28 protein-coding genes are annotated in these 25,191 nt (G+C 73.6%); 16 read left to right on the forward strand and 12 right to left on the reverse strand.

The genetic code is table 11. From position 1 onward, the window contains the following. The coding region (locus ACTMS0_RS28270; protein WP_441158319.1) for an oligopeptide/dipeptide ABC transporter ATP-binding protein at positions 1-354 on the forward strand (354 nt) is incomplete at its 5' end. A 52-nt stretch (positions 355-406) separates the two neighbouring features. On the opposite strand, the gene ACTMS0_RS28275 is transcribed toward ACTMS0_RS28270, so the two are convergent. From ACTMS0_RS28275 to ACTMS0_RS28295, 5 genes are all read right to left on the reverse strand, one after another. Next, the gene (locus ACTMS0_RS28275) at positions 407-634 is read right to left on the reverse strand and encodes a hypothetical protein (protein WP_441158320.1); all 228 of its coding nucleotides are present in this window, start codon (positions 632-634) and stop codon (positions 407-409) included. A 35-nt stretch (positions 635-669) separates the two neighbouring features. Then, the gene (locus ACTMS0_RS28280; RefSeq protein ID WP_441158321.1) at positions 670-906 is read right to left on the reverse strand and encodes a preprotein translocase YidC; all 237 of its coding nucleotides are present in this window, start codon (positions 904-906) and stop codon (positions 670-672) included. A gap of 143 nt (positions 907-1,049) precedes the next feature. Then, positions 1,050-1,925, reverse strand: a complete 876-nt coding sequence (locus ACTMS0_RS28285) for a pentapeptide repeat-containing protein (RefSeq protein ID WP_441158322.1) — start codon at positions 1,923-1,925, stop codon at positions 1,050-1,052. A 198-nt stretch (positions 1,926-2,123) separates the two neighbouring features. Next, on the reverse strand, positions 2,124-2,531 hold the full coding sequence (locus ACTMS0_RS28290; RefSeq protein ID WP_441158323.1) for an SSI family serine proteinase inhibitor: 408 nt from the start codon (positions 2,529-2,531) through the stop codon (positions 2,124-2,126). 114 nt (positions 2,532-2,645) lie between these two features. After that, entirely contained in the window at positions 2,646-3,461 is an 816-nt protein-coding gene (locus ACTMS0_RS28295) for an SDR family oxidoreductase (protein WP_441158324.1), read from the reverse strand. Positions 3,462-3,633: 172 nt separating this feature from the next. Between ACTMS0_RS28295 and ACTMS0_RS28300 the strand changes: the two genes are divergently transcribed. From ACTMS0_RS28300 to ACTMS0_RS28330, 7 genes are all read left to right on the forward strand, one after another. Continuing rightward, positions 3,634-6,426: an exo-alpha-sialidase gene (locus ACTMS0_RS28300; protein WP_441158325.1), complete on the forward strand. Its 2,793-nt coding sequence runs from the start codon at positions 3,634-3,636 to the stop codon at positions 6,424-6,426. Positions 6,427-6,451: 25 nt separating this feature from the next. Continuing rightward, a complete protein-coding gene (locus tag ACTMS0_RS28305; protein ID WP_441158326.1) occupies positions 6,452-7,312 on the forward strand; it encodes a carbohydrate ABC transporter permease in 861 nt (286 codons plus the stop codon). Next, the gene (locus ACTMS0_RS28310; RefSeq protein ID WP_441158327.1) at positions 7,309-8,637 is read left to right on the forward strand and encodes an ABC transporter substrate-binding protein; all 1,329 of its coding nucleotides are present in this window, start codon (positions 7,309-7,311) and stop codon (positions 8,635-8,637) included. The genes ACTMS0_RS28305 and ACTMS0_RS28310 overlap by 4 nt, the downstream gene beginning before the upstream one ends. Next, positions 8,634-9,674: an ABC transporter ATP-binding protein gene (locus ACTMS0_RS28315; protein ID WP_441158328.1), complete on the forward strand. Its 1,041-nt coding sequence runs from the start codon at positions 8,634-8,636 to the stop codon at positions 9,672-9,674. Before ACTMS0_RS28310 ends, ACTMS0_RS28315 begins: the two co-directional genes overlap by 4 nt. A 97-nt stretch (positions 9,675-9,771) precedes the next feature. Beyond that, positions 9,772-10,641 carry a carbohydrate ABC transporter permease gene (locus tag ACTMS0_RS28320; protein WP_441158356.1) on the forward strand — a complete coding sequence of 290 codons (870 nt, stop codon included), beginning with the start codon at positions 9,772-9,774 and terminating at the stop codon, positions 10,639-10,641. Between the two features lie 51 nt (positions 10,642-10,692). Beyond that, the gene (locus ACTMS0_RS28325; RefSeq protein WP_441158329.1) at positions 10,693-11,046 is read left to right on the forward strand and encodes a hypothetical protein; all 354 of its coding nucleotides are present in this window, start codon (positions 10,693-10,695) and stop codon (positions 11,044-11,046) included. 53 nt (positions 11,047-11,099) lie between these two features. Beyond that, positions 11,100-12,518, forward strand: a complete 1,419-nt coding sequence (locus ACTMS0_RS28330) for an RtcB family protein (protein WP_441158330.1) — start codon at positions 11,100-11,102, stop codon at positions 12,516-12,518. Between the two features lie 6 nt (positions 12,519-12,524). Here ACTMS0_RS28330 and ACTMS0_RS28335 read toward each other — a convergent pair whose 3' ends face one another. Beyond that, the gene (locus tag ACTMS0_RS28335) at positions 12,525-12,953 is read right to left on the reverse strand and encodes an archease (protein ID WP_441158331.1); all 429 of its coding nucleotides are present in this window, start codon (positions 12,951-12,953) and stop codon (positions 12,525-12,527) included. 148 nt (positions 12,954-13,101) lie between these two features. On the opposite strand from ACTMS0_RS28335, the gene ACTMS0_RS28340 reads away from it, so the two are divergent. The 3 genes from ACTMS0_RS28340 to ACTMS0_RS28350 are packed head-to-tail and all read left to right on the forward strand — an operon-like array spanning position 13,102 to position 15,913. Then, positions 13,102-14,637: a multicopper oxidase family protein gene (locus ACTMS0_RS28340; RefSeq protein WP_441158332.1), complete on the forward strand. Its 1,536-nt coding sequence runs from the start codon at positions 13,102-13,104 to the stop codon at positions 14,635-14,637. A gap of 51 nt (positions 14,638-14,688) precedes the next feature. Then, a complete protein-coding gene (locus tag ACTMS0_RS28345) occupies positions 14,689-15,306 on the forward strand; it encodes an MBL fold metallo-hydrolase (protein ID WP_441158333.1) in 618 nt (205 codons plus the stop codon). Position 15,307: 1 nt separating this feature from the next. After that, a complete protein-coding gene (locus ACTMS0_RS28350) occupies positions 15,308-15,913 on the forward strand; it encodes a mycothiol transferase (protein ID WP_441158334.1) in 606 nt (201 codons plus the stop codon). Between the two features lie 6 nt (positions 15,914-15,919). Here ACTMS0_RS28350 and ACTMS0_RS28355 read toward each other — a convergent pair whose 3' ends face one another. Together ACTMS0_RS28355 and ACTMS0_RS28360 are read right to left on the reverse strand one after the other, a co-directional pair. Beyond that, entirely contained in the window at positions 15,920-16,612 is a 693-nt protein-coding gene (locus tag ACTMS0_RS28355) for a B3/B4 domain-containing protein (protein ID WP_441158335.1), read from the reverse strand. Positions 16,613-16,626: 14 nt separating this feature from the next. Beyond that, on the reverse strand, positions 16,627-17,241 hold the full coding sequence (locus ACTMS0_RS28360) for a LysE family translocator (protein WP_441158336.1): 615 nt from the start codon (positions 17,239-17,241) through the stop codon (positions 16,627-16,629). Between the two features lie 98 nt (positions 17,242-17,339). Here ACTMS0_RS28360 and pdxR point away from each other — a divergent pair, with 98 nt between their 5' ends. After that, positions 17,340-18,788, forward strand: coding sequence for a MocR-like pyridoxine biosynthesis transcription factor PdxR (pdxR, locus tag ACTMS0_RS28365; RefSeq protein WP_441158337.1), 1,449 nt, complete (start codon positions 17,340-17,342; stop codon positions 18,786-18,788). A gap of 88 nt (positions 18,789-18,876) precedes the next feature. Continuing rightward, positions 18,877-19,227, forward strand: a complete 351-nt coding sequence (locus tag ACTMS0_RS28370) for a nitroreductase/quinone reductase family protein (RefSeq protein WP_441158357.1) — start codon at positions 18,877-18,879, stop codon at positions 19,225-19,227. Positions 19,228-19,233: 6 nt separating this feature from the next. Here ACTMS0_RS28370 and ACTMS0_RS28375 read toward each other — a convergent pair whose 3' ends face one another. The 3 genes from ACTMS0_RS28375 to ACTMS0_RS28385 are packed head-to-tail and all read right to left on the reverse strand — an operon-like array spanning position 19,234 to position 20,533. Then, positions 19,234-19,695 (reverse strand): WYL domain-containing protein, encoded by a 462-nt coding sequence (locus tag ACTMS0_RS28375; protein ID WP_441158338.1) that lies wholly within the window; start codon positions 19,693-19,695, stop codon positions 19,234-19,236. A gap of 20 nt (positions 19,696-19,715) precedes the next feature. After that, positions 19,716-19,859 (reverse strand): hypothetical protein, encoded by a 144-nt coding sequence (locus ACTMS0_RS28380; RefSeq protein ID WP_441158339.1) that lies wholly within the window; start codon positions 19,857-19,859, stop codon positions 19,716-19,718. Further along, positions 19,856-20,533, reverse strand: a complete 678-nt coding sequence (locus tag ACTMS0_RS28385) for a TetR/AcrR family transcriptional regulator (protein WP_441158340.1) — start codon at positions 20,531-20,533, stop codon at positions 19,856-19,858. The genes ACTMS0_RS28380 and ACTMS0_RS28385 overlap by 4 nt, the downstream gene beginning before the upstream one ends. Positions 20,534-20,647: 114 nt before the next feature. Between ACTMS0_RS28385 and ACTMS0_RS28390 the strand changes: the two genes are divergently transcribed. From ACTMS0_RS28390 to ACTMS0_RS28400, 3 genes are read left to right on the forward strand one after another with little or no spacing between them, the layout of a single operon-like run. Then, the gene (locus ACTMS0_RS28390; protein WP_441158341.1) at positions 20,648-22,135 is read left to right on the forward strand and encodes a flavin-containing monooxygenase; all 1,488 of its coding nucleotides are present in this window, start codon (positions 20,648-20,650) and stop codon (positions 22,133-22,135) included. Continuing rightward, on the forward strand, positions 22,128-23,042 hold the full coding sequence (locus tag ACTMS0_RS28395) for an SDR family NAD(P)-dependent oxidoreductase (protein WP_441158342.1): 915 nt from the start codon (positions 22,128-22,130) through the stop codon (positions 23,040-23,042). The genes ACTMS0_RS28390 and ACTMS0_RS28395 overlap by 8 nt, the downstream gene beginning before the upstream one ends. Next, positions 23,039-23,917: an alpha/beta fold hydrolase gene (locus ACTMS0_RS28400; protein WP_441158343.1), complete on the forward strand. Its 879-nt coding sequence runs from the start codon at positions 23,039-23,041 to the stop codon at positions 23,915-23,917. The genes ACTMS0_RS28395 and ACTMS0_RS28400 overlap by 4 nt, the downstream gene beginning before the upstream one ends. Here the strand turns inward: ACTMS0_RS28400 and ACTMS0_RS28405 are convergent. Beyond that, entirely contained in the window at positions 23,912-25,075 is a 1,164-nt protein-coding gene (locus ACTMS0_RS28405; RefSeq protein WP_441158344.1) for a low temperature requirement protein A, read from the reverse strand. The two genes, ACTMS0_RS28400 and ACTMS0_RS28405, sit on opposite strands and share 6 nt — an antisense overlap. Positions 25,076-25,191 lie beyond the last annotated feature (116 nt).

Here is a 25,191-nt window from a genome sequence, read left to right on the forward strand (position 1 = left end):
GACCGCGCCGACATCTACGAACGTCCGCAGCATCCGTACACGCGGGCGCTGCTGTCGGCGATTCCGGACGTGACCCGTCTCGGCCCGGCCGGACGTATCCGGCTCACCGGGGACGTCCCGACGCCGCTGGACCCGCCGTCGGGCTGCCGCTTCCGTACCCGCTGCTGGAAAGCCCGGGACCTGTGCGCCACTGACGAACCGCCGCTGGTGCCCCGCGACGGCGGCCGGCAGGCCACCGCCTGCCACTTCCCCGAAACCGGCCCCCTCGTCGCCACCGGCGAGCCGGCACCGGCCGCCGGCACGGCGGCCACGGCCGGAGCGACGCCCACGGGAACGGACGACTCGGCGGGTTGAGCCTCCTCCGCCTCGCCGGGCACTGAGCCGGGCCGCGCCGCGGCGGCCCGGCTCATTCCCGGTTCGGGTCGGTGGTGCCGGAGACGTCCGCTACGTCGTACCCGGCGCGGCTGATCTCCCGGGCCGACCGCCGGTCCTCGGCGGGTAGGTCCTCGAAGTCGTCACCGACGTCCTCGGTGGTGTGCAGGGACTCACCCGGTGGCCGCAGCGACGCCTCCATCGCGGTGGCGCCGTCCGGTTCGTCGGTGTCGGCAAGGTCGAAACGGTGTTCGTCGCTCATGGCGGACTCCTGCCCGGTCAGGTGCTCCGGAAACGTCAGCGGGCCGCGTCCGGGTGACCCGGCATGGTCGACCCGCCGCTGCTGCTGCCCGACGAACCGCCGGCCACCCCGGAGCCGTCGTCCTCGGTGACGATGTCCGGTTTCGCCGCTGTCCCGTCCGGCGCCGGCACGTCGGTGCCCGCGTCAACCTGGACCAGCCGGGCCTGACCGGCCTCGTCCTCGGCGTGCTCCGGGTCGACCGGATGCTCACCCTGTCGTGCTCGGTATCCCACGCCCGTGCCTCCCCGTCGGCGATGGTGCCCGTCTTCCGCACCGCCTACCCGGACGAACCATGGCGAAACGTCGTCGGCGCCGCACCCCGGCCGAGGCTGCCGCACGGTGCCGCGGCGGTATCCCGGCTGCTGCCGGTGCACGATCAGCGGCGGCGGCGTCCGGCCACGGGAGCGGGCGGGCGGCGGCGGACCGGCGTGAGGGGCAGCGCCGTCCAGTGCGCGGGGCGGGTACGCCCCGGCGGCAGTACGGTGTGCCGGTCACCGCGCGCCGCGTCGAGCTGGGACTGGTGCACGAACAGGCTCCCGGACAGGTCGGCGCCGCGCACGTCCGCCCCGCGCAGGTCCGCACCGGTCAGGTCGGCCCCGCCCAGGTCGACCCCGCGCAGGTCGGCCCCGATCAGCAGGGCGCCGCGCAGGTTCGCCCGGCGCAGGTCGACCCGCCGCAGGTCGGCGCCGAGCAGCGCGGCACCCCGCCGGTCCACGCCGGGCCGGCCGCCCCGGGCGCGTGCGTGGTCCCCGGCACGAGACAGCAGCGGATTGACCCGCCCCCGGTGCGCGTCCACGTCCAGCGTCCGCAGCGATTCCGGGTCACCGCCGGCCAGCCGGTCGGTCTCGGCTGCCGCCTCGGCCAGCGTGGCGCGCAGCTCCGGCGGCGGGTCGAGCGCCAGGGCTTCGGTCAGGTACCAGAGCAGCTCGTGCAGCGGTCGTACCACGGCGAAGGTGTCGAACATCGCCCGCGCCGTCGCCGGGTCGTCCCGCCAGTCCCGGCCCCCGAACGTCACCTGGGTCACGCGTTGGCCCGCCCCGAAGCAGTCGAAGACGGTGCAGCCCGGGAAGCCCCGGTCGCGCAGGTTGGCGTGGATGCCGCAGCGTGAGTCCGCGCGCAGGTTAGGGCAGGGCTGGCCGGCCGGCTTGTCGATCGCGAAGTCCGCTGAGGCCGCGAAGGCGGGAACCACGCAGCACAGCCCGACGCACCGGGAACAGTCGGCGCGCAGCGACTCCCTGCCGTTTTCCGCCACGCTGACCGTTTCTCCCGCCGAAGCTGCCCGAAGTGAACGGTCCATTCTCCCACGGCACGGATTGCAGGAGATCGTGGCGGATTTCGGCGCCTCCAGGGGCCGTTTCCTCCCAGGATCTGCGGGACTCAGGCCCGGGAGGGGCCGCGCGGCGCCCGGGGGAGCGGGCGCCGCGCGGCGGGATCAGAAGGCGAAGAGGGGTCAGAAAGCGAAGAGGGAACCGGTCTCGCGCAGCAGCTCGCACCGGTTGGAGAAGGTCTCGGTGTACGACACCGGACGGTCCTGCCACAGCCCGACCGCCCGGACGGTCACCGGGGCGTACTCCAGGGTGCAGAAGCCGGGGTTGCCGCTCAGCGCGGTCGGGTCGCCGTCGACGGCGGCGAGGTCCTGGCAGGCGGAGGCGGCGTACGGGTGGGTGCCGCCGGCCGGCTCGCAGCGCAGCGCGGCGGCCCGGGGGACGCCGGCGGTGTGCGGGACGACGCTCAGCAGCAGCACGGAGGTGACCTGCTCGGTGGGGGCGGCGTGGGCGGGGGTGGCCGCGACGGTGAGCGCGGCCGTGCCGAGGGCGGCCGCCGCGGAGAGCGCGGCGACCCGCTGGGCGAGGGGCATCGTGTGTCCTTCCGTTGGGGCCCCGGGTAGGGGCCGGTCGTCGGCCCGGCCGTCGTGCGACCGGGCCGTCGACCACCCTAGGTGGACACTGTGAATCCTTTTCGTGACACACTGTTACGTTGGCTCGACCCGTCGCCAGGAGTCGTCGGGCAGCGCCGCGGCCTGCGGACCCATCATCAGCATGCCGCCGTCGACCGGCCAGGACGCCCCGGTGACGTACGCGGCGGCGGGGGAGGCGAGCAGCGCGACCACCGCCGCGACCTCCCGCGCGTCCCCGGGCCGCCCGACGGGTACGCCGGGCCGATCCTGGGTGTACGGGTCCACGTCCTCCTGCCCGGTCATCGGCGTGGAGATCTCGCCCGGGGCCACCGTGTTGACGGTGATGCCGTCCGCCGCCAGTTCCTGCGCCATCACCTTGGTCAGCAGGCCCAGCCCGCCCTTCGCCGCGCAGTACGCGGCCGAGCCGACCCGGGGCGCGTGCTCGTGGACGCTGGTGATGTTGACGATCCGCCCGCCGCGACCGGCGGCCCGCATCCGCCGCGCCGCCCGCTGTCCGCACAGGAACGGCCCATCCAGGTCGACCGCGAGCACTTCCCGCCACTGCTCCCAGCCGGTGTCGACGAACGGCGTGGACGTACCGATGCCGGCGTTGTTCACCAGCACCCCGAGCCCGCCGAGCCGGTCGGCCAGCTCGTCGATCACGGCCGCGGCATCCGGCAGTCGGGTCAGGTCCAGCTCGGCGACCTCGCAGCGCCGCCCGGTGCTCCGGACCTCGTCGGCGGTCCGGCGGGCGCCGTCGGGGTCGCCGTACCAGGTGATTCCGATGTCGAAGCCGGCGTCGGCGAGCGCGACGGCGCAGGCCTTCCCGATGCCGGAGTCGGCGCCGGTGATGATCGCGATGCGTGGGAAGTCCGGGTAACGCTCAGGCATGCCCGCGCACTACCCGTCACATGCGATTACAACCATCTGTGAACTGAAACCGACGCAGAGGATTGTGTCGGCGATCACCCTCTGACATCCTCCTGCATGGACGCTGCCAGCGACGGTCGCCAATCCAGGGGCGCCGCGCTGCGGCGACGCCTCTTCTCCCGGAGGGACCCTCGTGAAGCGCAGACGTCGCCATCTACTCGCAGGACTAGCGGTCGCCGCACTCGTGGCGACGACGGGTGCCGCGGGCATCCATTTCACCGGCACCGAGGCGCCGGCCGCCGCCGCGGTCGGGGACGGGGAGATGCCCAGCGCCCTCGGCGCCCATCTGGAGCGGCTGCGGCGGGCAGCGCCGGGCAACGACGGCATGTCGCCGGACGGTCCGGGCGGTGCCGCCCAGCAGGAGTTCCTGGAGCGGGCGTACCCGGCCAACGACATCAGCATCGCCGAGGTGGACCGCTCCAAGGCCGCGTACGCGGCAGCGGAGAAGCGGTTCCGGGGCGGCCAGCGCTGGACGAGCGTCGGCCCGAGCGAGGCGCTCTACCCGTTCACCGAGTTCCGGAACGCCTTCAACTACGTGCCCAACGAGTACGTCGCGGGCGGGCGGGTCACCTCGCTCGACATCAGCCCGGACTGCAACGAGCGGCTCTGCCGGGCGTACGCCACGCCGGCCGGCGGCGGCGTCTGGGGCACGCTGAACATCCTCGCCGCCGAGCCCAAGTGGTTCTACCTGGGCGGCCCGCTGGGGATCAACGCCGCCGGCTCGGTCAAGATCGACCGTAACGACCGGACCGGCCTGACCATCTACGTCGGCACCGGCGAGGCGAACACCTGCGGCTCCGGCTGCGTCGCCGGCGTCGGCCTCTACAAGTCGACCAACGGCGGTCTGACCTGGTCGGGCCCCCTCGGCAAGGACGTGCTGTCCGGCAAGGGCATCGCCGAGATCACCATCAAGCCGGGCGACCCGAAGACCATGTACGTCGCCACCACCATCGCACTGCGCGGCATGTCCAGCTCCTGCTGCACCGGCGTCACCCGGCCGGTGCCGGACGCCGCGAAGTGGGGTCTCTACAAGACCACCGACGGCGGCAAGAACTGGACGTTCGTCCACAACGGCTCGACCAACGCCGCCGACTGCACCGGCAGCGCCGCGGAGTACGGCAACACCGCCGCCTGCTCGCCGCGCGGCGTCCGCTACGTCAAGCTCGACCCGAAGAACTCCAACATCGTGTACGCGTCGTCGTACGCCCGCGGTGTCTGGCGCTCCCCGGACGCCGGCGCGACCTGGACCCAGATCAAGCCGTCGCTGAACCCGGCGGTCTTCCAGACCCGCGCCGCGATCGACGTCACCGCCCTGCCCAACGGCAAGACCCGGATGTACGTCTACGAAGGCAACATCGGCAACCCGTACTCGCGGCTGTTCCGCAGTGACGACGTGGCCGCCGGCGCCTCGACCTTCACCGACCTGACCAGCTCCAACCCGGCCGACCCGGGCTTCGCCACCTACAACCAGTGCACCGGCCAGTGCTGGTACGACGTGTTCGTGCACACCCCGGCCGGGCACCCGGACGTCGTCTACGTCGGTGGCTCCTACGTCTACGGCGAGACGGTCGCCCACAAGCGAGCGGTCATCCTCTCCACCGACGCCGGCGTCAGCGGCACCGACATGACGTACGACGGTACCGACGAGCTGCACCCGAACGGCCTGCACCCGGACCAGCACGCGCTGGTGACCAACCCGCGCAACCCGCTCCAGTTCTTCGAGGCCAACGACGGCGGCATCATGCGCTCCACCGGCCAGTTCGTCGACCGGTCCGCGTGGTGCGACAACCCGGACCGCAACCTCACCACGCAGGCCCAGAAGGACCGCTGCAAGCAGATGCTCTCGAAGATCCCCGCCAAGCTGGAGAGCGTCAACAAGGGCATGAACACCCTGCAGTTCATCAGCCTGTCGGTCAGCCCGCACGACGTGAACCTGCTCCAGGGCGGCACGCAGGACAACGGCACCTGGGAGAACAAGGGCGAGCGGCGGCGCTGGCTGAACACGATGATCGGTGACGGCGGCGCCTCCGGGTTCGACGTCGGCAAGCCGGAGTTCCGCTTCCACACCTTCTTCGACGTGTCGCCCGAGGTGAACTTCAACAACGGTGACATCGGCAGCTGGATCTGGACCGCGGACCCGATCTACGGCCATGCGGGGAGCCTGTTCTACGCCCCGGTGATCAACGACCCGAAGGTCAGCGGCACGATGTTCGCCGGCACCGCCCGGACGGTCTACCGCACCAAGACCTTCGGTCTGGGCAACCGGAGCCTGGCCGAGGCCGACCGGATCTGCAACAGCTGGACCGGCACGTACGAGGCCCAGTGCGGCGACTGGGAGCAGCTGGGCACCACCCGGCTCACCGACGCCGCCTGGGGTGACCGGGCGGGCGGCGCCGTCTCGGTGATCCAGCGAGTCGACTCTGACTCCTCGACCGCGTACGCCGCGACCAGCACCGGCCGGGTGTTCGTCACCCGCAACGCCGACGCCGAGCCGGCCTCCGCGGTGACCTGGACCCGGATCGACAACGCCAGCACGCCGAACCGCTTCGTCACGAGCATCCACATCGACCCGGCCGACCCGGCCCGGGCGTGGGTGTCCTACAGCGGCTTCAACTCGAACACCCCGACCACGGTGGGTCACGCGTTCGAGGTGAAGGTGGCGGGCGCGACAGCCACCTGGACCGACCGGTCGTACGACTTCGGCGACCAGCCGATCACCGACCTGGTCCGGGACGACGTCACCGGTGACCTGTACGCGTCCACCGACTTCGGCGTCCTGCGCCTGGCCAAGGGCTCGACGAGCTGGGCCAAGGCGGCCGGCGGCATGCCGAACGTCGAGGTCGCCGGGCTCACCATCGTGCCGGGCAAGCGGATCCTCTACGCCGCCTCGCACGGTCTCGGCGCCTGGCAGCTCAAGCTGGGGTAGGCAGATCATCAAAGGCACCAACCGGGTGGGGGGCCGCGCGAGCGGCCCCCCACCGCTGCCCGGGGCGGCCGGTCGCGTCTGGCGCACCCTCGGCGCGGCGTTCGTCATCCTCGTCTTCGTCCCGCCACTGCTGCTGCTGGTCGCCGGCTCGCTCACCGAGCCCGGCCTGCCGCCGTCGCCGACGCCGCGGCTCGTCCCGGACCCGGTCTCCACCGCGGGTTACCAGCAGGCTCTGGAGATCGGCGGCCTGCTGCGGGCCTCGCTCAACTCGGTGCTCGTCGCGGTCGTGGCCGTGCCGCTGAGCGTGCTGGTCGCCTCGCTGGCCGGCTTCGCGCTGGCCCGCCTCGCCCCGCGCACCACCGCCACCGTCGTCGCGGCCTCCCTGGTCGCCCTGATGGTGCCGGCCACCGCGCTGCTGGTACCCCGGTTCGCGATCTTCCGCGCGCTCGGCCTGACCGATACGCTGGTGCCGTTGATCGCTCCGGCGTTGCTGGGCACCTCGCCGCTGTACGTCCTGGTCTACTTCCTGGCCTTCCGGGCGCTGCCGCGGGACCTCTACGACGCCTGCCTGGTGGAGGACCTATCCCCCATGCGCATCTGGTGGCGGGTCGCCCTCCCGCTGGTCCGCCCGGTCACCGCCGCACTCACCGCCCTCACCTTCGTGCTGACCTGGTCGAACTTCCTCGACCCGCTGATCTACGTGTACGACCGCGACCTGTTCACCCTGCCGCTGGCGCTGCGTTCGCTGTCGGTGCTGGACCCGACGAACTTCCCGGTGTTCCTCGCCGGGGCGGTCCTCGCCACCGCGCCGGCCCTGCTGGTCTTCGCGCTCGCCCAGCGCCGCTTCCTCCACCACGACGATCCGACGGGACGGGACCGCCGATGAGACCGAAAGCCCTGCTTGCCCTGCTGCTGTCCGCCGTGCTGCTCGCAACCGGCTGCGGCACCGGCTCCGGCTCCGCCAAGGACGAGAAGGGCCCGGTGCGGCTGCTGGTCTTCGGCGCCCCCGAGGAGCTGGCCGCGTACCGCACCCTCATCGAGGCGTACGAGAAGGCGCGCCCCGGCACCGACGTGCAGCTGATCGAGGCGAGCGACCGCAAGGATCTGCTGGCCCGGCTCGCCACCTCGGTCGCCGGGGGCGCCCCGCCGGACCTGTTCCTCATGAACTACCGCTTCTACGGGCAGTTCGCCGCGAAGAACGTGATCGAGGCGCTGGACGGGCGCATCGCCGCCTCCGCCGTGATCGACCCGGCCGACTACTACCCGGTGGCGATGGACGCGTTCAAGTGGGGTGGCAAGCAGCTCTGCCTGCCGCAGAACGTGTCCAGCCTCGCCGTCTACTACAACCGCACCCTCTTCGCCACGTACGGCGTGCCGGAGCCGAAGGCCGGCTGGACCTGGAACGACATGGTCGGCACCGCCATCGCGATGACCCGGGACTCCCGGGGCGTGGTGGTCAAGGGCACCGAGAGCGAAGGCGCCGCGGTGCGCCCGGTCGTGCACGGCGTCGGCGTCGAGCCGTCGATCATCCGCCTCGCCCCGCTGGTGTGGTCCAACGGCGCCGAGATCGTCGACAACCCGGACCGGCCGACCCGGCTCACCCTGGACACCCCGGCCGCCCGGGAGGCGCTGAAGAACCTCGTGGACCTGCGGCAGGCGTACGGGGTGGTGCCCACCGACGAGGAGGTGGAGGCCGAGGACGACGAGTCCCGCTTCGCCAACGGCCGGCTCGCGATGCTGCTGTCGTCGCGCCGCTCCACCACCACGTTCCGGTCGATCACCGACTTCGAGTGGAACGTGGCACCGCTGCCGGTCTACCAGAAGCAGGTGGGGGTGCTGCACTCGGACGCGTACTGCATGACCCGGGGAGCGAAACGCAAGGACGCCGCGTGGCGGTTCCTGGAGTTCGCCATCTCCGAGGAGGGGCAGCGGATCATCGCCGCCACCGGCCGGACCGTGCCGTCGCACATCGCGGTGTCGCAGTCCCCGGCGTTCCTCGGCCCGTCCCAGCCGCCGCGCAGCGCCAAGGTGTTCCTCGACGCGATCCCCACCGTGCGGGCCCTGCCGACCGTCTCCACCTGGCCGGAGATCGAGGACGTGACCTACGGAATCCTGGAGAACGCGGTGCATCGCGGTGACCGGCTCGACGACGTCATCCGCGACCTGGACCAGCAGACCCGCCCACTGTTCGCCCGCGGCGAGCACGGGTGAGCGAACCCGGCCTGACCCTGGACGGCGTCTCGGCCGCCTACCGGAACGCCACCGTCCTGCACGAGGTGGACCTGACCGTCGCCAAGGGCGAGCTGCTGGTGGTCCTCGGCCCGTCCGGAGCGGGCAAGTCGACGGTGCTGCGCGTCGTGGCCGGACTGGAGCCGGTCACCGCCGGCCGGGTCCGTATCGCCGGCCGGGACGTCACCTCCGACCGTCCCGGCCGGCGCAACGTGTCCATGGTCTTCCAGTCGTACGCGCTGTTCCCGCACCTCACCGTCGCCGAGAACATCGCGTTCGGCCTGGAGGTCCGTGACACCCCGCGCGCGGTGGCCCGGGAGCGGGCCCGGGCGGCCGCCGAGACGGTGGGCTGCGCGGCCCTGCTCGACCGGCGACCCGGGCAGCTCTCGGGCGGGGAGCGGCAGCGGGTCGCGCTGGCCCGGGCGCTGGTGCGCGAGCCGGACGTCTTCCTGCTCGACGAGCCGCTGTCCAACCTCGACCTCGCCCTGCGGGTGGAGATGCGCGCCGAGCTGCGGGCCCTGCACGACCGGCTCGGCGCCACGATGGTGCACGTCACCCACGACCAGACCGAGGCGCTGGTGCTCGCCGACCGGATCGCGGTGCTGCGCGACGGCAGGGTCGAGCAGGTCGGCAGCCCCGACGAGGTCTGGCGGACCCCGGCGAGCACGTTCGTGGCCCGCTTCGTCGGCTCCCCGGCGATGAACCTGCTCTCCGCCGACGGCCCGGTCCGCCCCGCCGGGGACGCCCCGCCGGGCGTGCCGGCGGACGGCCTCCAGATCGGATTCCGGCCGGAGGCCGTCGCCCTCGACGCGACGGACGGCGTGGCCGCCACCGTCGACCGGGTCGAGGTGGTCGGCGAGGACGCGTACGCGTACCTGACCCTCGCGACGGGGCAGCCGGTGGTCGCCCGCGTGCCGTCCGCCCGCCGCCCCGAGCGGGGCGCGGCCGTGCACGTCGGGGTCCGCTGGGCCGACACGCACGTCTTCCACGCCGACTCCGGTCTCCGGTACGCCCCGTGAGCGCGAGGAGTGAGCCGGGTCTGCGAGCCCCGCAGTCGGGAACAAGGGCGGCACGGTGAGCCGACCGGACGCCCGCTCCCGGCGGCAGTTGGCGCTGATGCTGGCGCCGTACCTGGTCGGCCTCGTCGGCCTGGTGCTGCTGCCGGCCGCCGTCACCCTCGCGCTGGCGTTCACCGAGTACGACCTGCTGAACCCGCCGACCTGGGTCGGGCTGGACAATCTCGTCGCGCTGGTCGACGACCCCGTGTTCCGGGTGTCGCTGACCAACTCGCTCGTGTTCGCGCTGGTGGCCGTACCCCTGCGGGTGCTGCTGGCGCTTGGCCTGGCGCTGCTGCTGCACCGCCGGACCTTCGGGGTCGGCACCGCCCGCGCGGCCGCCGTGCTGCCGACCGCCGTACCGGAGATCGCCTACGGCCTGCTCTGGCTCTGGCTGCTCAACCCCCTGTACGGCCCGATCAACCAGCTGCTCCGGGTCGGCGGCGAGAACGGGCTGACCGCCCTGGGCCGCACCCCGCCACAGTGGCTCACCGACCCGACCGACGCCCGCGCGGCGATCATCCTCATGAGCGTCTTCACCATGGGGGAGACGTTCGTGGTGCTGCTGGCCGCCCGGCGGGCGCTGCCCTGCGACGTGTACGAGATGGCCGCGCTGGAGGACGCCACCGGCTGGGACGTGTTCCGCCGTGTCACGCTGCCGCTGATGGCGCCCGTGCTCGCCCTGTTGGCGGTCCGCGACGCCATCGCGAGCCTGCACTTCTCGTTCGTGCCGGCGTTCGTGGTCACCGACGGGGGCCCGCCCCCGTACGCGACCACGTACCTGTCACTGTTCATCTACCGCACCGGGTTCGAGTACCTGCGCTACGGCTACGCCGCCGCCGCGACGCTGGTGATGATCCTGCTGACCGTGGCGGCGGTGGTCGTGCAGTGGCGGTTGTTCCGGCGGTACCGGGCGTTCTACCGGCTGTGACCGGGAACCGGCCGGGTTGCGGCCGCGCCGGACGTGACGGAGGTTGGTGCCATGCGCAGAGCAGCGGTCCTGCTCACCGCCGTCGGCCTGCTGTGCTGGCTGACCGCCTGTTCGTCCTCGCCGGACACACCGGCGGCGGGCCCGGGCTCCCCGTCCGGCACGGGGGAAGTGCCCGGGCCGCTGCCGTTCGGGGAGCGCAGGCTAACCGGCACGGTGGAACGCGCCGGGGACTGCACGATGCTGCTGGTCGGTGAGCGGCGGTGGGCGTTGACCGGCGACGTGGCGGCGGGGCTGCGCCCCGGCGCGCGGGTGACCGTGCGCGGCAACCTGGCGACCCGGCCGGCCGCGTGCGGTGACCGGGACCTCGCCCAGACGGTCGCGGTCACCCGCGTCGACCCCGCCTGACCCGGAAACCCGCGCCCGGGTGTAACACCGGCCGGACCGGGTAGGTCGCGCGGATGGAGCTGGTCGAGGAGTCGCCGTACCGTTTCCGGATCGACCGGCACGACCCGATGCGGGTGCCGGGGGTGGTGTTCGCGTCCGAGTCGCTGCTGCCCGACGCCGGAGCGGACAAGTCGCTGGAGCAGGTCGCCAACGTCGCCACCCTGCCGGGCATCGTCGACGCCTCGTACGCCATGCCGGACGTGCACTGGGGCTACGGGTTCCCGATCGGCGGGGTGGCCGCCACCGACGTCGAGCACGGCGGAGTGGTCTCTCCGGGCGGGGTGGGATTCGACATCTCCTGCGGGGTGCGGCTGCTCGCCGCCGACCTCGACCTGGCCGGGCTGCGCCCGAAGCTCGACGCCGTGATGGACGGCCTGGGGGAGTCGACTCCGCGCGGGATGGGCAAGGGCGCGGTGTGGCACCTGACGAGCGGCTCGGAGCTGGACGGGGTGCTCCGCGGCGGCTCCCGGTACGCCGTCGAGCGCGGCTTCGGCGTCGAGCGGGACCTGGAGCGCTGCGAGGACTACGGCGCGGTCGGTGACGCCAACCCGGCCGAGGTGAGCGAGCGGGCGATCGAGCGGGGCGCGAAGCAGGTGGGCAGCCTCGGCTCCGGCAACCACTTCCTGGAGGTGCAGGCCGTCGAGGACGTCTACGACGACGCCGTCGCCACCGCCTTCGGGCTGCGGCCCGGCCAGGTCTGCGTGATGATCCACAGCGGGTCCCGGGGCCTGGGCCACCAGATCTGCACGGACTACGTGCGCCGGATGGAGAAGGCGATGCGACAGTACGACATCCACGTGCCGGACCGGCAGCTGGCCTGCGCCCCGGTCTCGTCGCACGAGGGTCGCGCCTACCTCGGCGCGATGGCCGCCGCCGCCAACTACGCCCGGGCGAACCGTCAGCTGCTCGCCGACGCCGCCCGCAAGGTCTTCCAGCGGGTCACCGGCAGCCGGCTCGACCTCGTGTACGACATTTCCCACAACCTCGCGAAGATCGAGACCCACCGCGTGGACGGCGCCGAGCGGAGCCTCTGCGTGCACCGCAAGGGCGCCACCCGGGCGCTGCCGCCGGGTCACCCGGACCTCCCCCCGGACCTGAGCGACGCCGGGCAGCCGGTGATGATCCCCGGCTCGATGGGCACCGGCTCGTACGTGCTCACCGGGGTGGCCGGCTCGCCCGCGTTCGCGTCCACCTGCCACGGCGCGGGTCGGGTGCAGAGCCGCAAGCAGGCGGTGAAGGCCGAGCGCGGCCACGACCCGCGCCGAGAGCTCGAGAAGCAGAACATCGCGGTACGGGGCGCCTCCCGGCGCGGGCTGGCCGAGGAGATGCCAACGGCGTACAAGGACGTCTCGGCCGTGGTCGCGGCGGCCGAGGGGGCGGGGCTGTGCCGGAAGGTGGCCCGCCTGGTCCCGATCGGGGTGGTCAAGGGCTGACCCGTCTCACACGTCGAGGGTCACCGCGCAGGACCAGCCCGGCCCGTCGGGGCCGAACCGCAGCTCGTGCAGGGCGACCGCCTTGGGCACCGCGCCGATCAGCTCCACCGCGTCGGTGCCGACCGTGTGCCAGCGCACCCGCAGCCCGCCGGCGCCGTCGTCGGTGACCTCGGTGCGCAGCGGCAGCTCCCCGGTGGTGTCCATCCGGAAGATCACTTCGTCGAGCACGTCCACCAGCAGGTCCTCGTCGTCCGCGGGCGGGGCGTGGAACTCCCGCTCGGCCTCCGGGCGGGCCCCACCCGGATCGGTGAACGTGTCCACCAGGGCGGTAACCGCCTCGGCCACGCAGGCCTCCCGCGTCGGCGCCCACGCCTCGATCCGCACGTCCGCGGTGTGCGGGACGCACCGGTGGCCGCGCTCCGGTCGGGGATCCACACCCCGATCATCCGGCACGGCAGCACCCGGCGGGGCGCGTTGCCCTCCGGGGCATCCCGGAGGAAACCCCGGAATTCGGGCCGATGGGGTGGCCCCGAGGCCGATAGGAAGGGAGACTACAGGTACCGACCCTACTGGAGGTGCGACCGTGGCGGCCCGACGACGACCCCTGGTCCGGCTTCTGCTCGGCCTGCTCGCCGTCAGCCTCGTCCTCTGCTGCGGCGGGGTGGCGGCCGGCGGCTGGGCGTACAGCCGGGCCGGCACGGACACCGTCGACCAGGTCGACTTCGCCCGCCCGCTGGCCGTCCCGCCGCTCGCCGAGTCGCGGGTCGACGAGCGCGGGCGGCGGGTCTTCGACCTGCTCGCCCGCGACGGGCGACGGGACTTCCACGGCGACGGCCGGCTGACCCGCACCGCCGGCTTCGACGGCGACTTCCTCGGGCCCACGTTGCGCGCCTGGCGCGGCGAGCAGGTGGTGGTCAACGTGGTGAACCGGCTGACCGGGCGCACCAGCGTGCACTGGCACGGCATGCACCTGCCGGCCCGGATGGACGGCGGCCCGCACCAGATGATCCGGCCCGGCGCCACCTGGTCGCCCACGTGGACGGTCGACCAGCCGGCGGCGACGCTCTGGTACCACCCGCACCCGCACGGGGAGACCGAGGACCACGTCTACCGGGGCCTCGCCGGTCTGTTCCTCGTCGACGACGAGCGGGAGGCCGCCCTGCCGCTGCCACGCCGCTACGGCGTCGACGACATCCCGGTGGTCGTGCAGGACCGGAGCTTCTCCGGCGACGGGCAGTTCCGCAAGACCCGCAACATGATCAACGCGATCGGGGTGCTCGGCGACACGCTGCTGGTCAACGGCACGGTCGGGCCGTACCTCGACGTCACCACCGAGCGGGTACGGCTACGGCTGCTCAACGGCTCGACCGCCCGGCTGTACAACTTCGGCTTCGCCGACGACCGGCCGTTCGACCTCATCGGCAGCGACGGCGGGCTGCTGCCGCGCCCGGCCAGGCTCACCCGCGTGCAGCTGTCGCCCGGCGAGCGCGCCGAGATCGTGGTGACCGTCCGGCCGGGGGAGCGCGTCACCCTGCGCAGCACCGCCCCGGACCTGGGCGCCGGCTTCCTCGCCGACCGGTTCGCCGGCGGCCGGGACCGCTTCGACGTGCTGCAACTGCGGGCTGCCGACCGGCTCACCCGGTCACCGGCCGTGCCCGGCACGCTGGTCCCGCTGGAGCGGATCGACGCCGACGCGGCGAGCGTGACCCGCCGGCTGGAGTTCGCCGGCCGCGCCATCAACGGCCAGCCGATGGACCTGGACCGCATCGACTTCGCCGCCACCCGGGACACCACCGAGGTGTGGGAGGTGGTGAACATCGACGGCACCCCGCACAACTTCCACGTCCACGACGTGCAGTTCCAGGTGCTCTCCGTCGCCGGGGCGGCCCCGCCGCCGGAGCTCGCCGGCTGGAAGGACACCGTCTACCTGGCGCCCCAACGACCGGTCCGGGTCGCGATGCGCTTCACCGACCACAGTGACCCGGACGTGCCGTACATGTACCACTGTCACCTGCTGTACCACGAGGACGCCGGGATGATGGGCCAGTTCGTGGTCGTCGAGCCGGGCCAGCGACCGGGCCGCCCGCCCGCGCACAGCGCCCACGGCGGGCATGGCTGAGGCGCCCGGCGTGGGCCACCGCGTCGCGGCCGGGCGGCGTACGGTCGGCCGATGCGGATCACCAAGTTCACCCACTCCTGCGTACGCCTCGAGCACGACGGGCGGGTGCTCGTGATCGACCCGGGCACCTGGAGTGAGCCGGCGGCGCTGGCCGACGCCGACGCGGTGCTGGTCACCCACGAGCACACCGACCACATCGACGTGTTGCGGCTGGCCGGCCTGGGCGTGCCGGTCTTCGCGCCGGAGGGCGCCCGGCTGCCCGCGTCCGCGCCGCTGGCGGTGACCCGGGTCGGTGCCGGGGAGCGCTTCACCGCGGCGGGATTCGCGGTCACCGCCACCGGTGGCCGGCACGCGACGATCCACGATGGCCAGCCGGACTGCGCCAACCTGGGCTACCTGGTGGAGGACGCCGTCTACCACCCCGGGGACTCGCTGCATCCGCCCGGCCGGCCGGTGCGCACCCTGTTGGTTCCCGCGCAGGCGTCCTGGCTCAAGCTCACCGAGGCGATCGACTTCGCGGTCGCGGGGCGTGCGTCCCGCACGGTCGCGATCCACGACGCCCAGCTCAACGACCGGGGGCTGGCCAGCGTCAACGGCTGGTTCGGCGAGACCGTCCCCGGCTACCGGTACCTGAGACCCGGCGAAACGATCCCACCCGAGGAGGAGTGACATGTCGCTGACGATGTACGTGGCCGACGAGCGGGAGATGCTGCTGGCCTTCCTGCAGCGCCAGCGGGACCAGGTGGTGTGCGGCGTCGCCGACCTGCCGGAGGAGGCGCGCCGGGTGGCCACGGCCAGCGGCCTGACCGTCCCCCGGCTGGTGGGCCACCTGCGCGACGTCGAGCGGTGCTGGCTGCGACGGTGGTTCGCCGGCGAGAAGGACCTGCCCGCGTTCGGCCTGGACACCGACCACGTGGGCGGGCCGCCCACCCCGGACCGGATGCCGCTGCCCGAGCTGGTGGAGGCGTACGTGGCCGAGTCGCGGCGCTGCGACGAGGTGGTCGCCGCGCACGGCCTGGACGACGTGGCGGCGAACGGCCGGCACACGCTGCGGTGGATCCTGCACCATCTCGTCGCGGAGACCGCCCGCCACCTCGGTCACCTCGACCTGCTCCGCGAGGCGGCCGCGGATGGTTCCATGCCCGGTGCGGTTGATCGTCGCGCGGCCGACGCGGCCACCCACGGAGCGGCCGCCGCAGGGGCGGGCGCCGACCCCGCAGCCGGCGGGAGTTCCGGCGGCGAGGCTCCGCCCGTCGCGGCGTCCGCGCCGGCCTGAGCCCGGTCAGCCCGCGAACCGGGGTGCGGCCGCGCTGAGCAGCGTGCTCCGCGCCGCCACGCCCCAGCCGCGCGCCAGCTCGCCGGCCAGGGTGTCCAGCAGCCGGGGCACGTCCCGGTCGGCACCGGCGTGCATCGCCTCGACCACGACGAGGATGCGGCTCGTGCCGTCGCGCACCGCCGACCAGCCGCTCTGCCGGTTGGTCCAGCGCCGCGCGTGCGCCCGCCCCACCTCGTCCGCGAAGATCACCTCGTCCGGGTCGGGGTGCTCCTCGACCCCGGAGAACGTCAGGTAGCGCTCGTCGCCCCGCGCGTGCCGCACCTCGATGCCGCCGCCGACGTGGTCGACGTCGAGGATCCCGACGGGGATCGCGTACGCGGCGGAGACGGCGTTGCCCAGGTCCACGAGGGGGTGCAGCACGGGCAGCGTGCCCTCGGTACGCAGCCGCCGCAGCAGCGACTCCGAGGCGCACCGGTAGCGGGTCGGCGCCAGGCCCATCCGGGCGAACGCCCGCCGCCACGCCTGGATCTCCGGAAAGCCGCCCTCGGATCCGGTGGCCAGCCGCTGCCGGGCCACCGCGTGCAGGTCGGCGACGGGTAGCCCGACGCGCGGCTCGCCGGCCACGCCCTCGGCGTACAGGACGCCGACGACGAGGTCGGGGTGCTCCGCGCGGATCCGTGGCGAGTGCTGGAGATACACAAGTGGTCCTCTCGTCAGGCGTCGGCGCGGGCCAGCAGCAGGCCGAGCGCGAGGAAGGAGCCGGCGACGCCCCGGCGCAGCCAGTCGGCGACGCGGGGCCGGTCCAGCACGTGCCGGCGGACGGCGGCGGCGCAGAGCCCGTACGCCGCGAACACGACCAGGCTCACCAGCATGAACACCGCGCTCAGGCCAAGCATCGCGGGGACCGCGCCCGGCCGGCCCGGGTCGACGAACTGCGGCAGGAACGCCACGAAGAAGATCGTCAGCTTCGGGTTGAGCAGGTTCATCACCACCGCCGACCCGACGGTCCGGGCCGCCGACCGGGGCGGCGCGGACCCTCCGGTCAGGGTGATCGCGCCCCGGTCGCGCAACGTGGCGTAGGCCAGCCAGAGCAGGTACGCCACCCCGAGGTACTTCAGCGCCCCGAAGGCGAGCGCGCTGGAGTGCAGGAGCGCGGCCAGCCCGGTCACCGCCGCCGCGAGGTGCGGGACGATGCCGACCGTGCAGGCGAACGCGGCGACCAGGGCGGCGCGGCGGCCACCGGACAGCGCGGCGGAGAGGGTGAACAGCACCCCGGCGCCGGGGGTGGCGACCACGACGAGCGTGGTCACCAGGAAGGCGATGGTCATGGGTACACCCTGTCCGGCACGATGGTCCGGTGAGCAGAGCCAAATCCACCATGTCGGGAAGGACCATACGGCCGACTCCGGTCCCACCGCCGGCGGTCGTGGACGGGCCGACCGGGTCGGACTTCCTGCACCTCGACGTCGCCGACGCCCCGCCCGGCGGCCGCACGGACTGGCTCGCCGGGCGGCTGCGTGCCGCCATCGCCGACGGGCGGATCCCGGTCGGCAGTCGCCTTCCCGCCACCCGGGTGCTCGCCGCCGACCTCGGCGTCTCCCGGGGCGTCGTCGTCGAGGCGTACCAGCGGATGGTGGAGGAGGGGCACGTGGCCGGCCGGGGGCGCGCGGGCACCGTGGTGGTCGCGGCGCCGGCCGCGCCGCCGGCCTCGGGCCCGGCCGCCGCGCCCTTGCCGGCGCGGCCGTTCCCGCCGGCTCCCGGCACCGACATCTTCGACGCGGTACGCGCGGCGCCCGCCCGCATCGACCTGACGCCCGGCGTACCCGACCTGACCGCCTTCCCCCGCGCGGACTGGCTGCGCGCCGAGCGGACCGTGCTGCGGCACCTCGTCGCGTCGGACTTCGGCTACGGCGACCCGCGTGGCGCGCCCGCGCTGCGGCGGGCCGTCGCCACCTGGCTGGCCCGCTACCGGGGCGTCACCGCCGACCCGACCGAGGTCATCGTCACCACCGGCGTCTCCCAGGCGCTCGGCCTGCTCGCCCAGGCCCTGCGCGGTGCCGGCGTCACCCGGATCGCAGTGGAGGACCCGGGGTCGCTCGGCGTCCGCCAGCACCTCAACAACTGGGGCGTGGACACCCCGCCGGTCCCGGTCGACGCGGCCGGTCTGCGGGTGGACGCCCTGGTCGCCTCCGGCGTGCCGGCGGTGATGCTGACCCCGGCGCACCAGTTCCCGACCGGCGTCGTGCTCGACGGGGACCGCCGCCGGCAGCTCGCCGCCTGGGCGCACGCCGGCGGTCTCGTCATCGAGGACGACTACGACGCCGAGCACCGGTACGACCGGCCACCGGTGCCGGCGCTGCGCGCGACGCTGCCCGAGAGCGTCTGCTACGCCGGCAGCGTGTCCAAGCTGCTCGCCCCGGCGCTGCGGATCGGCTGGCTGCTCGTGCCCGCCCGGCACCGGGCCGCGGTCGTCGACGCCAAGCGCAACGCCGACCTCGGCAACGCCGTGCTGCCGCAGCTCGTGCTCGCCGAGCTGATGACCTCCGGAGCGCTGGAGCGGCAGCTGCGCCTGCTGCGTCGTCGGCACGTCCGGCGGCGGGACGCCATGATCGCCGCGATCGGCCGCCACCTGCCCGGCGCGACGGTGCACGGGGCGGCGGCCGGCCTGCACCTGATGGTCACGCTCGACGGGCACCTGCCGGACACCGAGCTGGCCACCGCCGCGCTGGAGCGCGGCGTCAAGGTCCAACCACTGTCGTGGCACCGGCAGCGGCCCGGCCCACCCGGCCTGGTCCTCGGGTACGCGGCCAACCCGGCGACCGCCATCGAGGAGGGCGTCGCCGCCCTCGGTGAGGCGTACCGGTCCCGCCGATGATCGGTCTGGCGGAACCGACGCCGGGCCGGCCGTCCGGTCCATAGCCTGGCAGCAGGAGCAGGGTCGTGGACGGGAGGCCAGCGTGAGCATGGAGGCGGCCAGGGACGCTTTCGCAGGCGAGCAGGAGGTCGAGATCACCGTGACCGGCCGGAAGACCGGCCGGCAGATCTCCCATCCGGTGTGGTTCGTGCAGGAGGAGGAGAGCATGTTCCTCGTGCCGATCACCGGGTCGGACAGCGACTGGTACAAGAACGTCCGGAAGACCCCGATGATCGAGGTGGCCGCGAACGGCACCGCGGTGAACGGCCCCGCCACCCCGATCACCGAGCCCGACCGGGTCGCGCACATCGTGGCGATGTTCCGCGAGAAGTACGGCCCCGACCAGGTGGAACAGCACTACCCGAAGCGCGACGTCGCCGTCCAGGTGCCCCTCGGCTGACCGGCGTCAGCCGGCCGACCCGGTGGTGACGGCCGCGCCGAGCCGTGGGGCGTAGAGCGCGGCCAGGTCGGCTGCGGTGGCCGCCAGGCTGGCCCGCAGCTCGGGCGGGGACAGCACCTCCACGTCGGCGCCGAGCCGCAGCAGATCGCCGTGCGCGTGGGTGAGCGACTCGATCGGCACGACCGCGGTCACCCACCCCGTGTCGTCCGGCGGGCCGGCGGATTCCTCGGCGGCGGCGACCACCACGTCGCTGGCGGTCTCCCGGAGCCGTTCCCGGCCCCGCGGCGAGAGCCGGATCGTGGCGGTGTCGCGGTGCAACCGGCCGCGGAACTGCGTCACGTGCGCCCGCCACCAGGCCGGCAGGTCGAACCCGGCGGGCCGGTCGAACTCCTCGTCCAGCGGGGCCAGCGCCAGGATCTGACTCACCCGGTAGGTCGCCGCGCCGTCCCGCCCCGGTCGGCCGGCCACCACGTACCACCGGCCGCCTTCTACGCCGACGACGTCGACGAGGGCCGGTCGATCCGCTGCCGGTTCATCTGGTCCCGGATCACCCCGACCTCCTGCCGCTGGGAGCAGGCCTTCTCCACCGACGCCGGAGGCACCTGGGAGACCAACTGGACGATGGACTTCACCCGGGCGCCGGACTGACTCCGGGTCGGGCCGGCGGGAGTGTGGCGGTGCGGTAGATGGCGGCGAGCCACACGTCGAGGAGCACATCGACCACGTCGGGCTCGGCGACGGCCGGGCCGTCGGCGGCGAAGGTCGCGTACCAGACGCGTTCGTTCATCGAGTTCAGCGCGATGGCGAGGTCCCGGGCGGGCAGTCCGTCCGGGGCCGCGCCCCGTCGGCGTTCGGCCACGATCGCGGTCTCGATGGCGCGCACCCAGTGCTCCATCACGGTGGCCCAGAGTTGGCGCACCTCCGCGTTGGTGCCGCGTACCTGGGCGCAGGCGAGCACCACCGTACGGTGGCCGCCGAACGTCTCGTGGAACCGGTCGATCAACTCCCGCCAGCGGGCGCGCGGGTCCTCGGCGAGCCGGTCCAGCACGTCCCCGGCGGCGGCGTTGGCCTCCTCGATGACCCGGTCGAGCAGGGTCAGCAGGACCGCGTCCTTCGACGGGAAGTAGAAGTAGAACGTGGGCCGGGAAATCCCGGCGCCCCGGGCCAGGTCGTCGATCGAGATGTCGGCGAACGGACGCTCGTCGAGGAGCCGCTCGGCGGTGGCGAGGATGGCCGACTCCCGATCGTCCCCCGAGGACCGGGCCGTGCGGCGACCCCGTGGGGACGAGGTCGCGATGGGCGTCATGACCGTGGATGTTACACCCGCTCGACAGGGTGTCGATTGTTCTCGACAGGGTGTTGACGCGTGTCGACGGCGGTGGATAGTGTCCGGCACCACCACCTCGTCACGGGAGACGACATGGCCACCACCGACCACGTCGACGTGCTCATCGTCGGTGCCGGCCTCTCCGGCGTCGGCGCCGCCTGCCACCTGCGCCGCAACTGTCCGGACAAGACGTACGCGGTGCTGGAGGCCCGGGGCGCGATCGGCGGCACCTGGGACCTGTTCCGCTACCCGGGCATCCGGTCGGACTCGGACATGTTCACCCTCGGCTACTCGTTCAAGCCGTGGACCAACCCGAAGGCGATCGCCGACGGGCCGGCCATCCGGGAGTACGTCCGGGAGACCGCCCGCGAGTACGGCGTCACCGAGCACGTCCGGTTCCACCACCGGGTGGTCCGCGCCGAGTGGGACAGCACCACCGCCCGCTGGACCGTCCACGCGCACCGGACCGACACCGGTGAGGACGTCCGGCTGACCTGCTCGTTCCTCCACACCTGCTCCGGCTACTACCGCTACGACGAGGGCTACACCCCCGAGTTCCCCGGGGTGGAGCGGTTCACCGGGCGGATCGTGCACCCGCAGCACTGGCCCGACGACCTCGACCACGCCGGCAAGCGGATCGTCGTGATCGGCAGCGGCGCCACCGCGGTGACGCTGGTGCCCGCGCTGGCCGAGCAGGCCGCCCACGTGACCATGCTCCAGCGCTCACCCACGTACATCATGGCGCTGCCCTCGCGCGACGTGGTGGCCGACGCGCTGCGCCGCGTGCTGCCGGAGCGGGCCGTCTACCCGGTGGTCCGGTGGAAGAACGTCCTGCTCGCCACCGTGAACTTCCAACTCAGCCGCCGCGCCCCCACCCTGGTCAAGCGCCTGCTGCGCCGGGCCGCGCGGGGCCGGCTGCCGGTCGGGTACGACGTCGACCGGCACTTCTCGCCCCGCTACGACCCTTGGGACCAGCGCCTGTGCGTGGTGCCCGACGGCGACCTGTTCGCCGCGATCCGGCGGGGCCGTGCCGCGATCGTCACCGACACCGTCGAGACCTTCACCGAGACCGGCGTCCGGCTCACCTCCGGCGCGGAACTGGCGGCCGACGTGATCGTCACCGCCACCGGGCTCAACCTGCTCGCCTTCGGAGACACCGTGCTCACCGTGGACGGCGAGGACGTCGACCTGGCCCACACCGTGGCCTACAAGGGCATGATGCTCTCCGGCGTCCCCAACTTCGCGCTGACCATCGGCTACACCAACGCCTCCTGGACGCTGAAGGCCGACCTGGTCGCCACGTACGTGTGCCGGCTGCTCGCGCACCTGGACCGTACCGGCCAGCAGATCGTCACGCCGCTGCCCCCGCCCGACGGCGATCTGCACCCGATCATCGACCTCACCGCCGGGTACGTGCTGCGCAGCGTCGACGTGCTGCCCAAGCAGGGGGCGCGGGCGCCGTGGCGGCTGCACCAGAACTACCCCCGGGACGTGCTGCTGATGCGGTACGGCCGGCTCACCGACGAGGGCGTCCGGTTCTCCCGGGCCGGCACGCCGGAGAGGAGCACCGTCCGTGCGTAGGTTCGACTTCACCGCCGCGACAGCCGTGGTGACCGGCGCCGCCAGCGGGATCGGCGCGGCGCTGGCCCACGGGCTGGCCCGCCGCGGCAGCGACCTGGTCCTGCTCGACCGGGACGCGCAGCGTCTCGACACCGTGGTGACCGCGATCCGCGCGGCCCACCCCGACCGGCGGGTCGACACGTACGTCGTGGACCTCGCCGACGCCGCCGCGACCGCCCGGGTGGCCGAGGAGATCCGGACCCGGCACCGGCGGATCCGGCTGCTGGTCAACAACGCCGGCGTCGCCCTGGGCGGCCGCTTCGACCAGGTGACCCTGGACGAGTTCGAGTGGGTCGTCGACATCAACTTCCGGGCCGTCGTGCAGCTCACCCACGCGCTGCTGCCCACCCTGAAGGCCGAGCCCGGCGCCCACCTCGTCAACGTCTCCAGCCTCTTCGGGCTGATCGGGCCGCCCGGGCAGGCCGCGTACTCGGCCAGCAAGTTCGCCGTGCGCGGCTTCACCGAGGTGCTGCGTCACGAACTCGTCGACGACGGCATCGGCGTGACGTCCGTGCACCCGGGCGGGATCGCCACCCGGATCACCGAGAACGCCCGCGTCGGCAGCGGCGTCTCCCGCGACGAGTACGAGGAAGGCCGGCGGCAGTTCGACAAGCTGCTCAGCATCCCGCCCGCCAAGGCCGCCGAGGTGATCCTGCGCGGTGTCGAGCGGCGTCGCGGCCGGGTCCTCATCGGCTGGTCGGCCAAGCTGCCCGACCTGCTGGCCCGGATCGCCCCGGCCGCACACGGGAAGCTCCTGCGGATGGGGCTCAACCGTGCCGCCGGCGACCCGGCCCGCCGCCTCACCACCGCCTCTGCCCCGTCGCCGGCCCGCGAGTCGGCGACCGACCCGGCGGGGGGAGCGGCATGACCGCCCCGCGGCGGCCCCGCCACGTCACCGTCGCCGGGCGGCGGGTCTGTCACCGCGTCGACGGTGACGGTCCGCCGGTGCTCCTGCTGCACGGCATCGGGCGGACGATGCGCGACTTCGACGACCTGCACGAGCGGCTCGCGCAGCGGTTCCGGGTGCACAGCGTCGACCTGCCCGGGTACGGCGGTTCGCTGCCGATGGCCGCGCCCTACACCCTGCCCGAGCTGGGCGGCTTCGTCGGCCGCTACCTGGACGCCGTCGGCGTGGACCAGCCGGCGCACCTGGTCGGCAACTCCCTCGGCGGGGCGGTCGCCATGCAGTTCGCCGTCACCGAACCGGCCCGGGTGGCCAGCCTCGGGCTCATCACACCCGCCGGCTTCGGCAAGGAGGTGACGATCCTGCTGCGGCTGCTCGCGCTGCGCCCGTTCGGCCGGCTGCTGCTGCGACCCAGCCGGTGGTCCGCCGGCCGCGCCGAGCGCGCCCTCTTCCACGACCCGGCGTTCGCCACCGCCGAGCGGATCGCGTACGCCCTCGAGATCGCCCGCCAGCCACACGCCGCGCGGGTGATGCTGGAGACCGCCCACAACCTCGGCACCCTCCGGGGGATCAGCCCACAGTGGCGGGAGGAGCTGCTCGCCCGGGTGGAGAAGCTCGACCTGCCGACGCTGATCGTGTGGGGCGACCGGGACCTGATCCTGCCCGCGGCGCACCTGGAGGCGGCGCGGGCGCGGCTGCCCCGGGCCCGCACCCACCTGTTCACCGACTGCGGGCACATGCCGCAGATCGAGCGCGGCGAAGAGTTCCACCGCATGTTGCTCGACTTCTGGAAGGAGGGCCCACCGGCCGAGGTCCGGGTGGACGCCGCCCGGTCATGACGCCGACCGGATCTCCCGTTGCCGGCCCAGCACGGTGACCACCACCAGGGCGAACAGCAGCGCCGCGACGAGGTAGACCGATCCGCGGGCCAGCGGGGCGAGCAGCACCAGCGCCGCAGTCACCGGGAACGCCACCACCACCGGGGCGGGCTGCTGCCGCCGGATGTGCAGCACCCAGACGGTGAGCAGGTAGACGGCCACCGGTACGGCGACGGCGTACGCCGCCACGGTGCCGCCGATGTGCCCGAGGTGGCGTTCCTGGTCCACCGCCACGGCCAGCCCTGCGCCAACCGCGGCGACGCTCGCGAAGATCAGGTAATGGCTGTAGCCCCAGACGAGGGAGCGGGGCAACCGGTCCGGCACGTCGACCGGCCGGTCGAAGTAGAGCCACCAGAGCGCGAAGACGATCACGGCGCCGGCCGCCGCCAGGCGCCAGAGTTCCGTGTCGCCGGCGTCCACCCCGGTCTGCACGGCCACCGAGGTCGCCAGCACCACCTCGCCGAGCACGATCAGGGTGAACAGCCCGTACCGCTCGCCGATGTGGCGGGGATGCCAGGGAGTCATTCCGGGCCGTTCGGCCACCGCCGGCACCAGCAGGTCCGCCAGGACCAGCACCACGAAGGAGGCCACCCGCAGGTCGTCGGGGAGCAGCAGCCGCAGCAACCAGCCCGCCTGCACCAGACTGACCCCGATGGCGTACCGGCGGGCCGCCGCCCGGTGAGCCGGGTCGCCGATCGCCGCCCGGCTCCAGTGCACGACGGCGGCCAGGCGCATCACCACGTACCCGTACGTGATCGTGCTGAAGTCGCCGTCGGTGAACGCCCGAGGCACGCCGGCGGCCAGGATCAGCGCGCCGCTGATCTGCACCAGGGTGGTGATCCGGTAGACGTCGTCGTCGGTGTCGTACGCGGAGGCGAACCAGGTGAAGTTCATCCACGCCCACCAGATGGCGAAGAACACCATCAGGTAGCTGCCGACCGCGTGGGCGACGTGGCCCTCGGTGACCTCGTGGTGCAGGTTGGCCGCCGCCTGGGCGACCGCCACCACGAAACAGAGGTCGAAGAAGAGCTCCAGCGTCGTCGCGGCCCGGTGTTCCTCGTCCCGCCGGCGGGCCACCATCGGCCGATACCAGGGCCGCAGTCCACGTGTCGTGGTCACCGGGGTCTCCTCGCGCCGTTCATCGGGCCGCCCGGGGCAGGGGGCGGTGCGCGCCAGGGTAGCGGTGCGGCACTCGGGCGCCCGGGTTGCCCTTACCTTAGGCGGCGCACCGGCCC

Source organism: Micromonospora sp. H33, assembly GCF_052068455.1.
In the GTDB taxonomy this organism is placed as follows: domain Bacteria; phylum Actinomycetota; class Actinomycetes; order Mycobacteriales; family Micromonosporaceae; genus Micromonospora.

Coding starts and splice junctions, on each gene's coding strand:
- ACTMS0_RS28275 (WP_441158320.1), bottom strand. CDS start 634: ATGAGCGACGAACACCGTTTCGACCTTGCCGACACCGACGAACCGGAC.
- ACTMS0_RS28290 (WP_441158323.1), bottom strand. CDS start 2,531: ATGCCCCTCGCCCAGCGGGTCGCCGCGCTCTCCGCGGCGGCCGCCCTC.
- ACTMS0_RS28295 (WP_441158324.1), bottom strand. CDS start 3,461: ATGCCTGAGCGTTACCCGGACTTCCCACGCATCGCGATCATCACCGGC.
- ACTMS0_RS28310 (WP_441158327.1), top strand. CDS start 7,309: ATGAGACCGAAAGCCCTGCTTGCCCTGCTGCTGTCCGCCGTGCTGCTC.
- ACTMS0_RS28320 (WP_441158356.1), top strand. CDS start 9,772: ATGCTGGCGCCGTACCTGGTCGGCCTCGTCGGCCTGGTGCTGCTGCCG.
- ACTMS0_RS28325 (WP_441158329.1), top strand. CDS start 10,693: ATGCGCAGAGCAGCGGTCCTGCTCACCGCCGTCGGCCTGCTGTGCTGG.
- ACTMS0_RS28330 (WP_441158330.1), top strand. CDS start 11,100: ATGGAGCTGGTCGAGGAGTCGCCGTACCGTTTCCGGATCGACCGGCAC.
- ACTMS0_RS28345 (WP_441158333.1), top strand. CDS start 14,689: ATGCGGATCACCAAGTTCACCCACTCCTGCGTACGCCTCGAGCACGAC.
- ACTMS0_RS28350 (WP_441158334.1), top strand. CDS start 15,308: ATGTCGCTGACGATGTACGTGGCCGACGAGCGGGAGATGCTGCTGGCC.
- ACTMS0_RS28360 (WP_441158336.1), bottom strand. CDS start 17,241: ATGACCATCGCCTTCCTGGTGACCACGCTCGTCGTGGTCGCCACCCCC.
- ACTMS0_RS28370 (WP_441158357.1), top strand. CDS start 18,877: ATGGAGGCGGCCAGGGACGCTTTCGCAGGCGAGCAGGAGGTCGAGATC.
- ACTMS0_RS28385 (WP_441158340.1), bottom strand. CDS start 20,533: ATGACGCCCATCGCGACCTCGTCCCCACGGGGTCGCCGCACGGCCCGG.
- ACTMS0_RS28390 (WP_441158341.1), top strand. CDS start 20,648: ATGGCCACCACCGACCACGTCGACGTGCTCATCGTCGGTGCCGGCCTC.
- ACTMS0_RS28400 (WP_441158343.1), top strand. CDS start 23,039: ATGACCGCCCCGCGGCGGCCCCGCCACGTCACCGTCGCCGGGCGGCGG.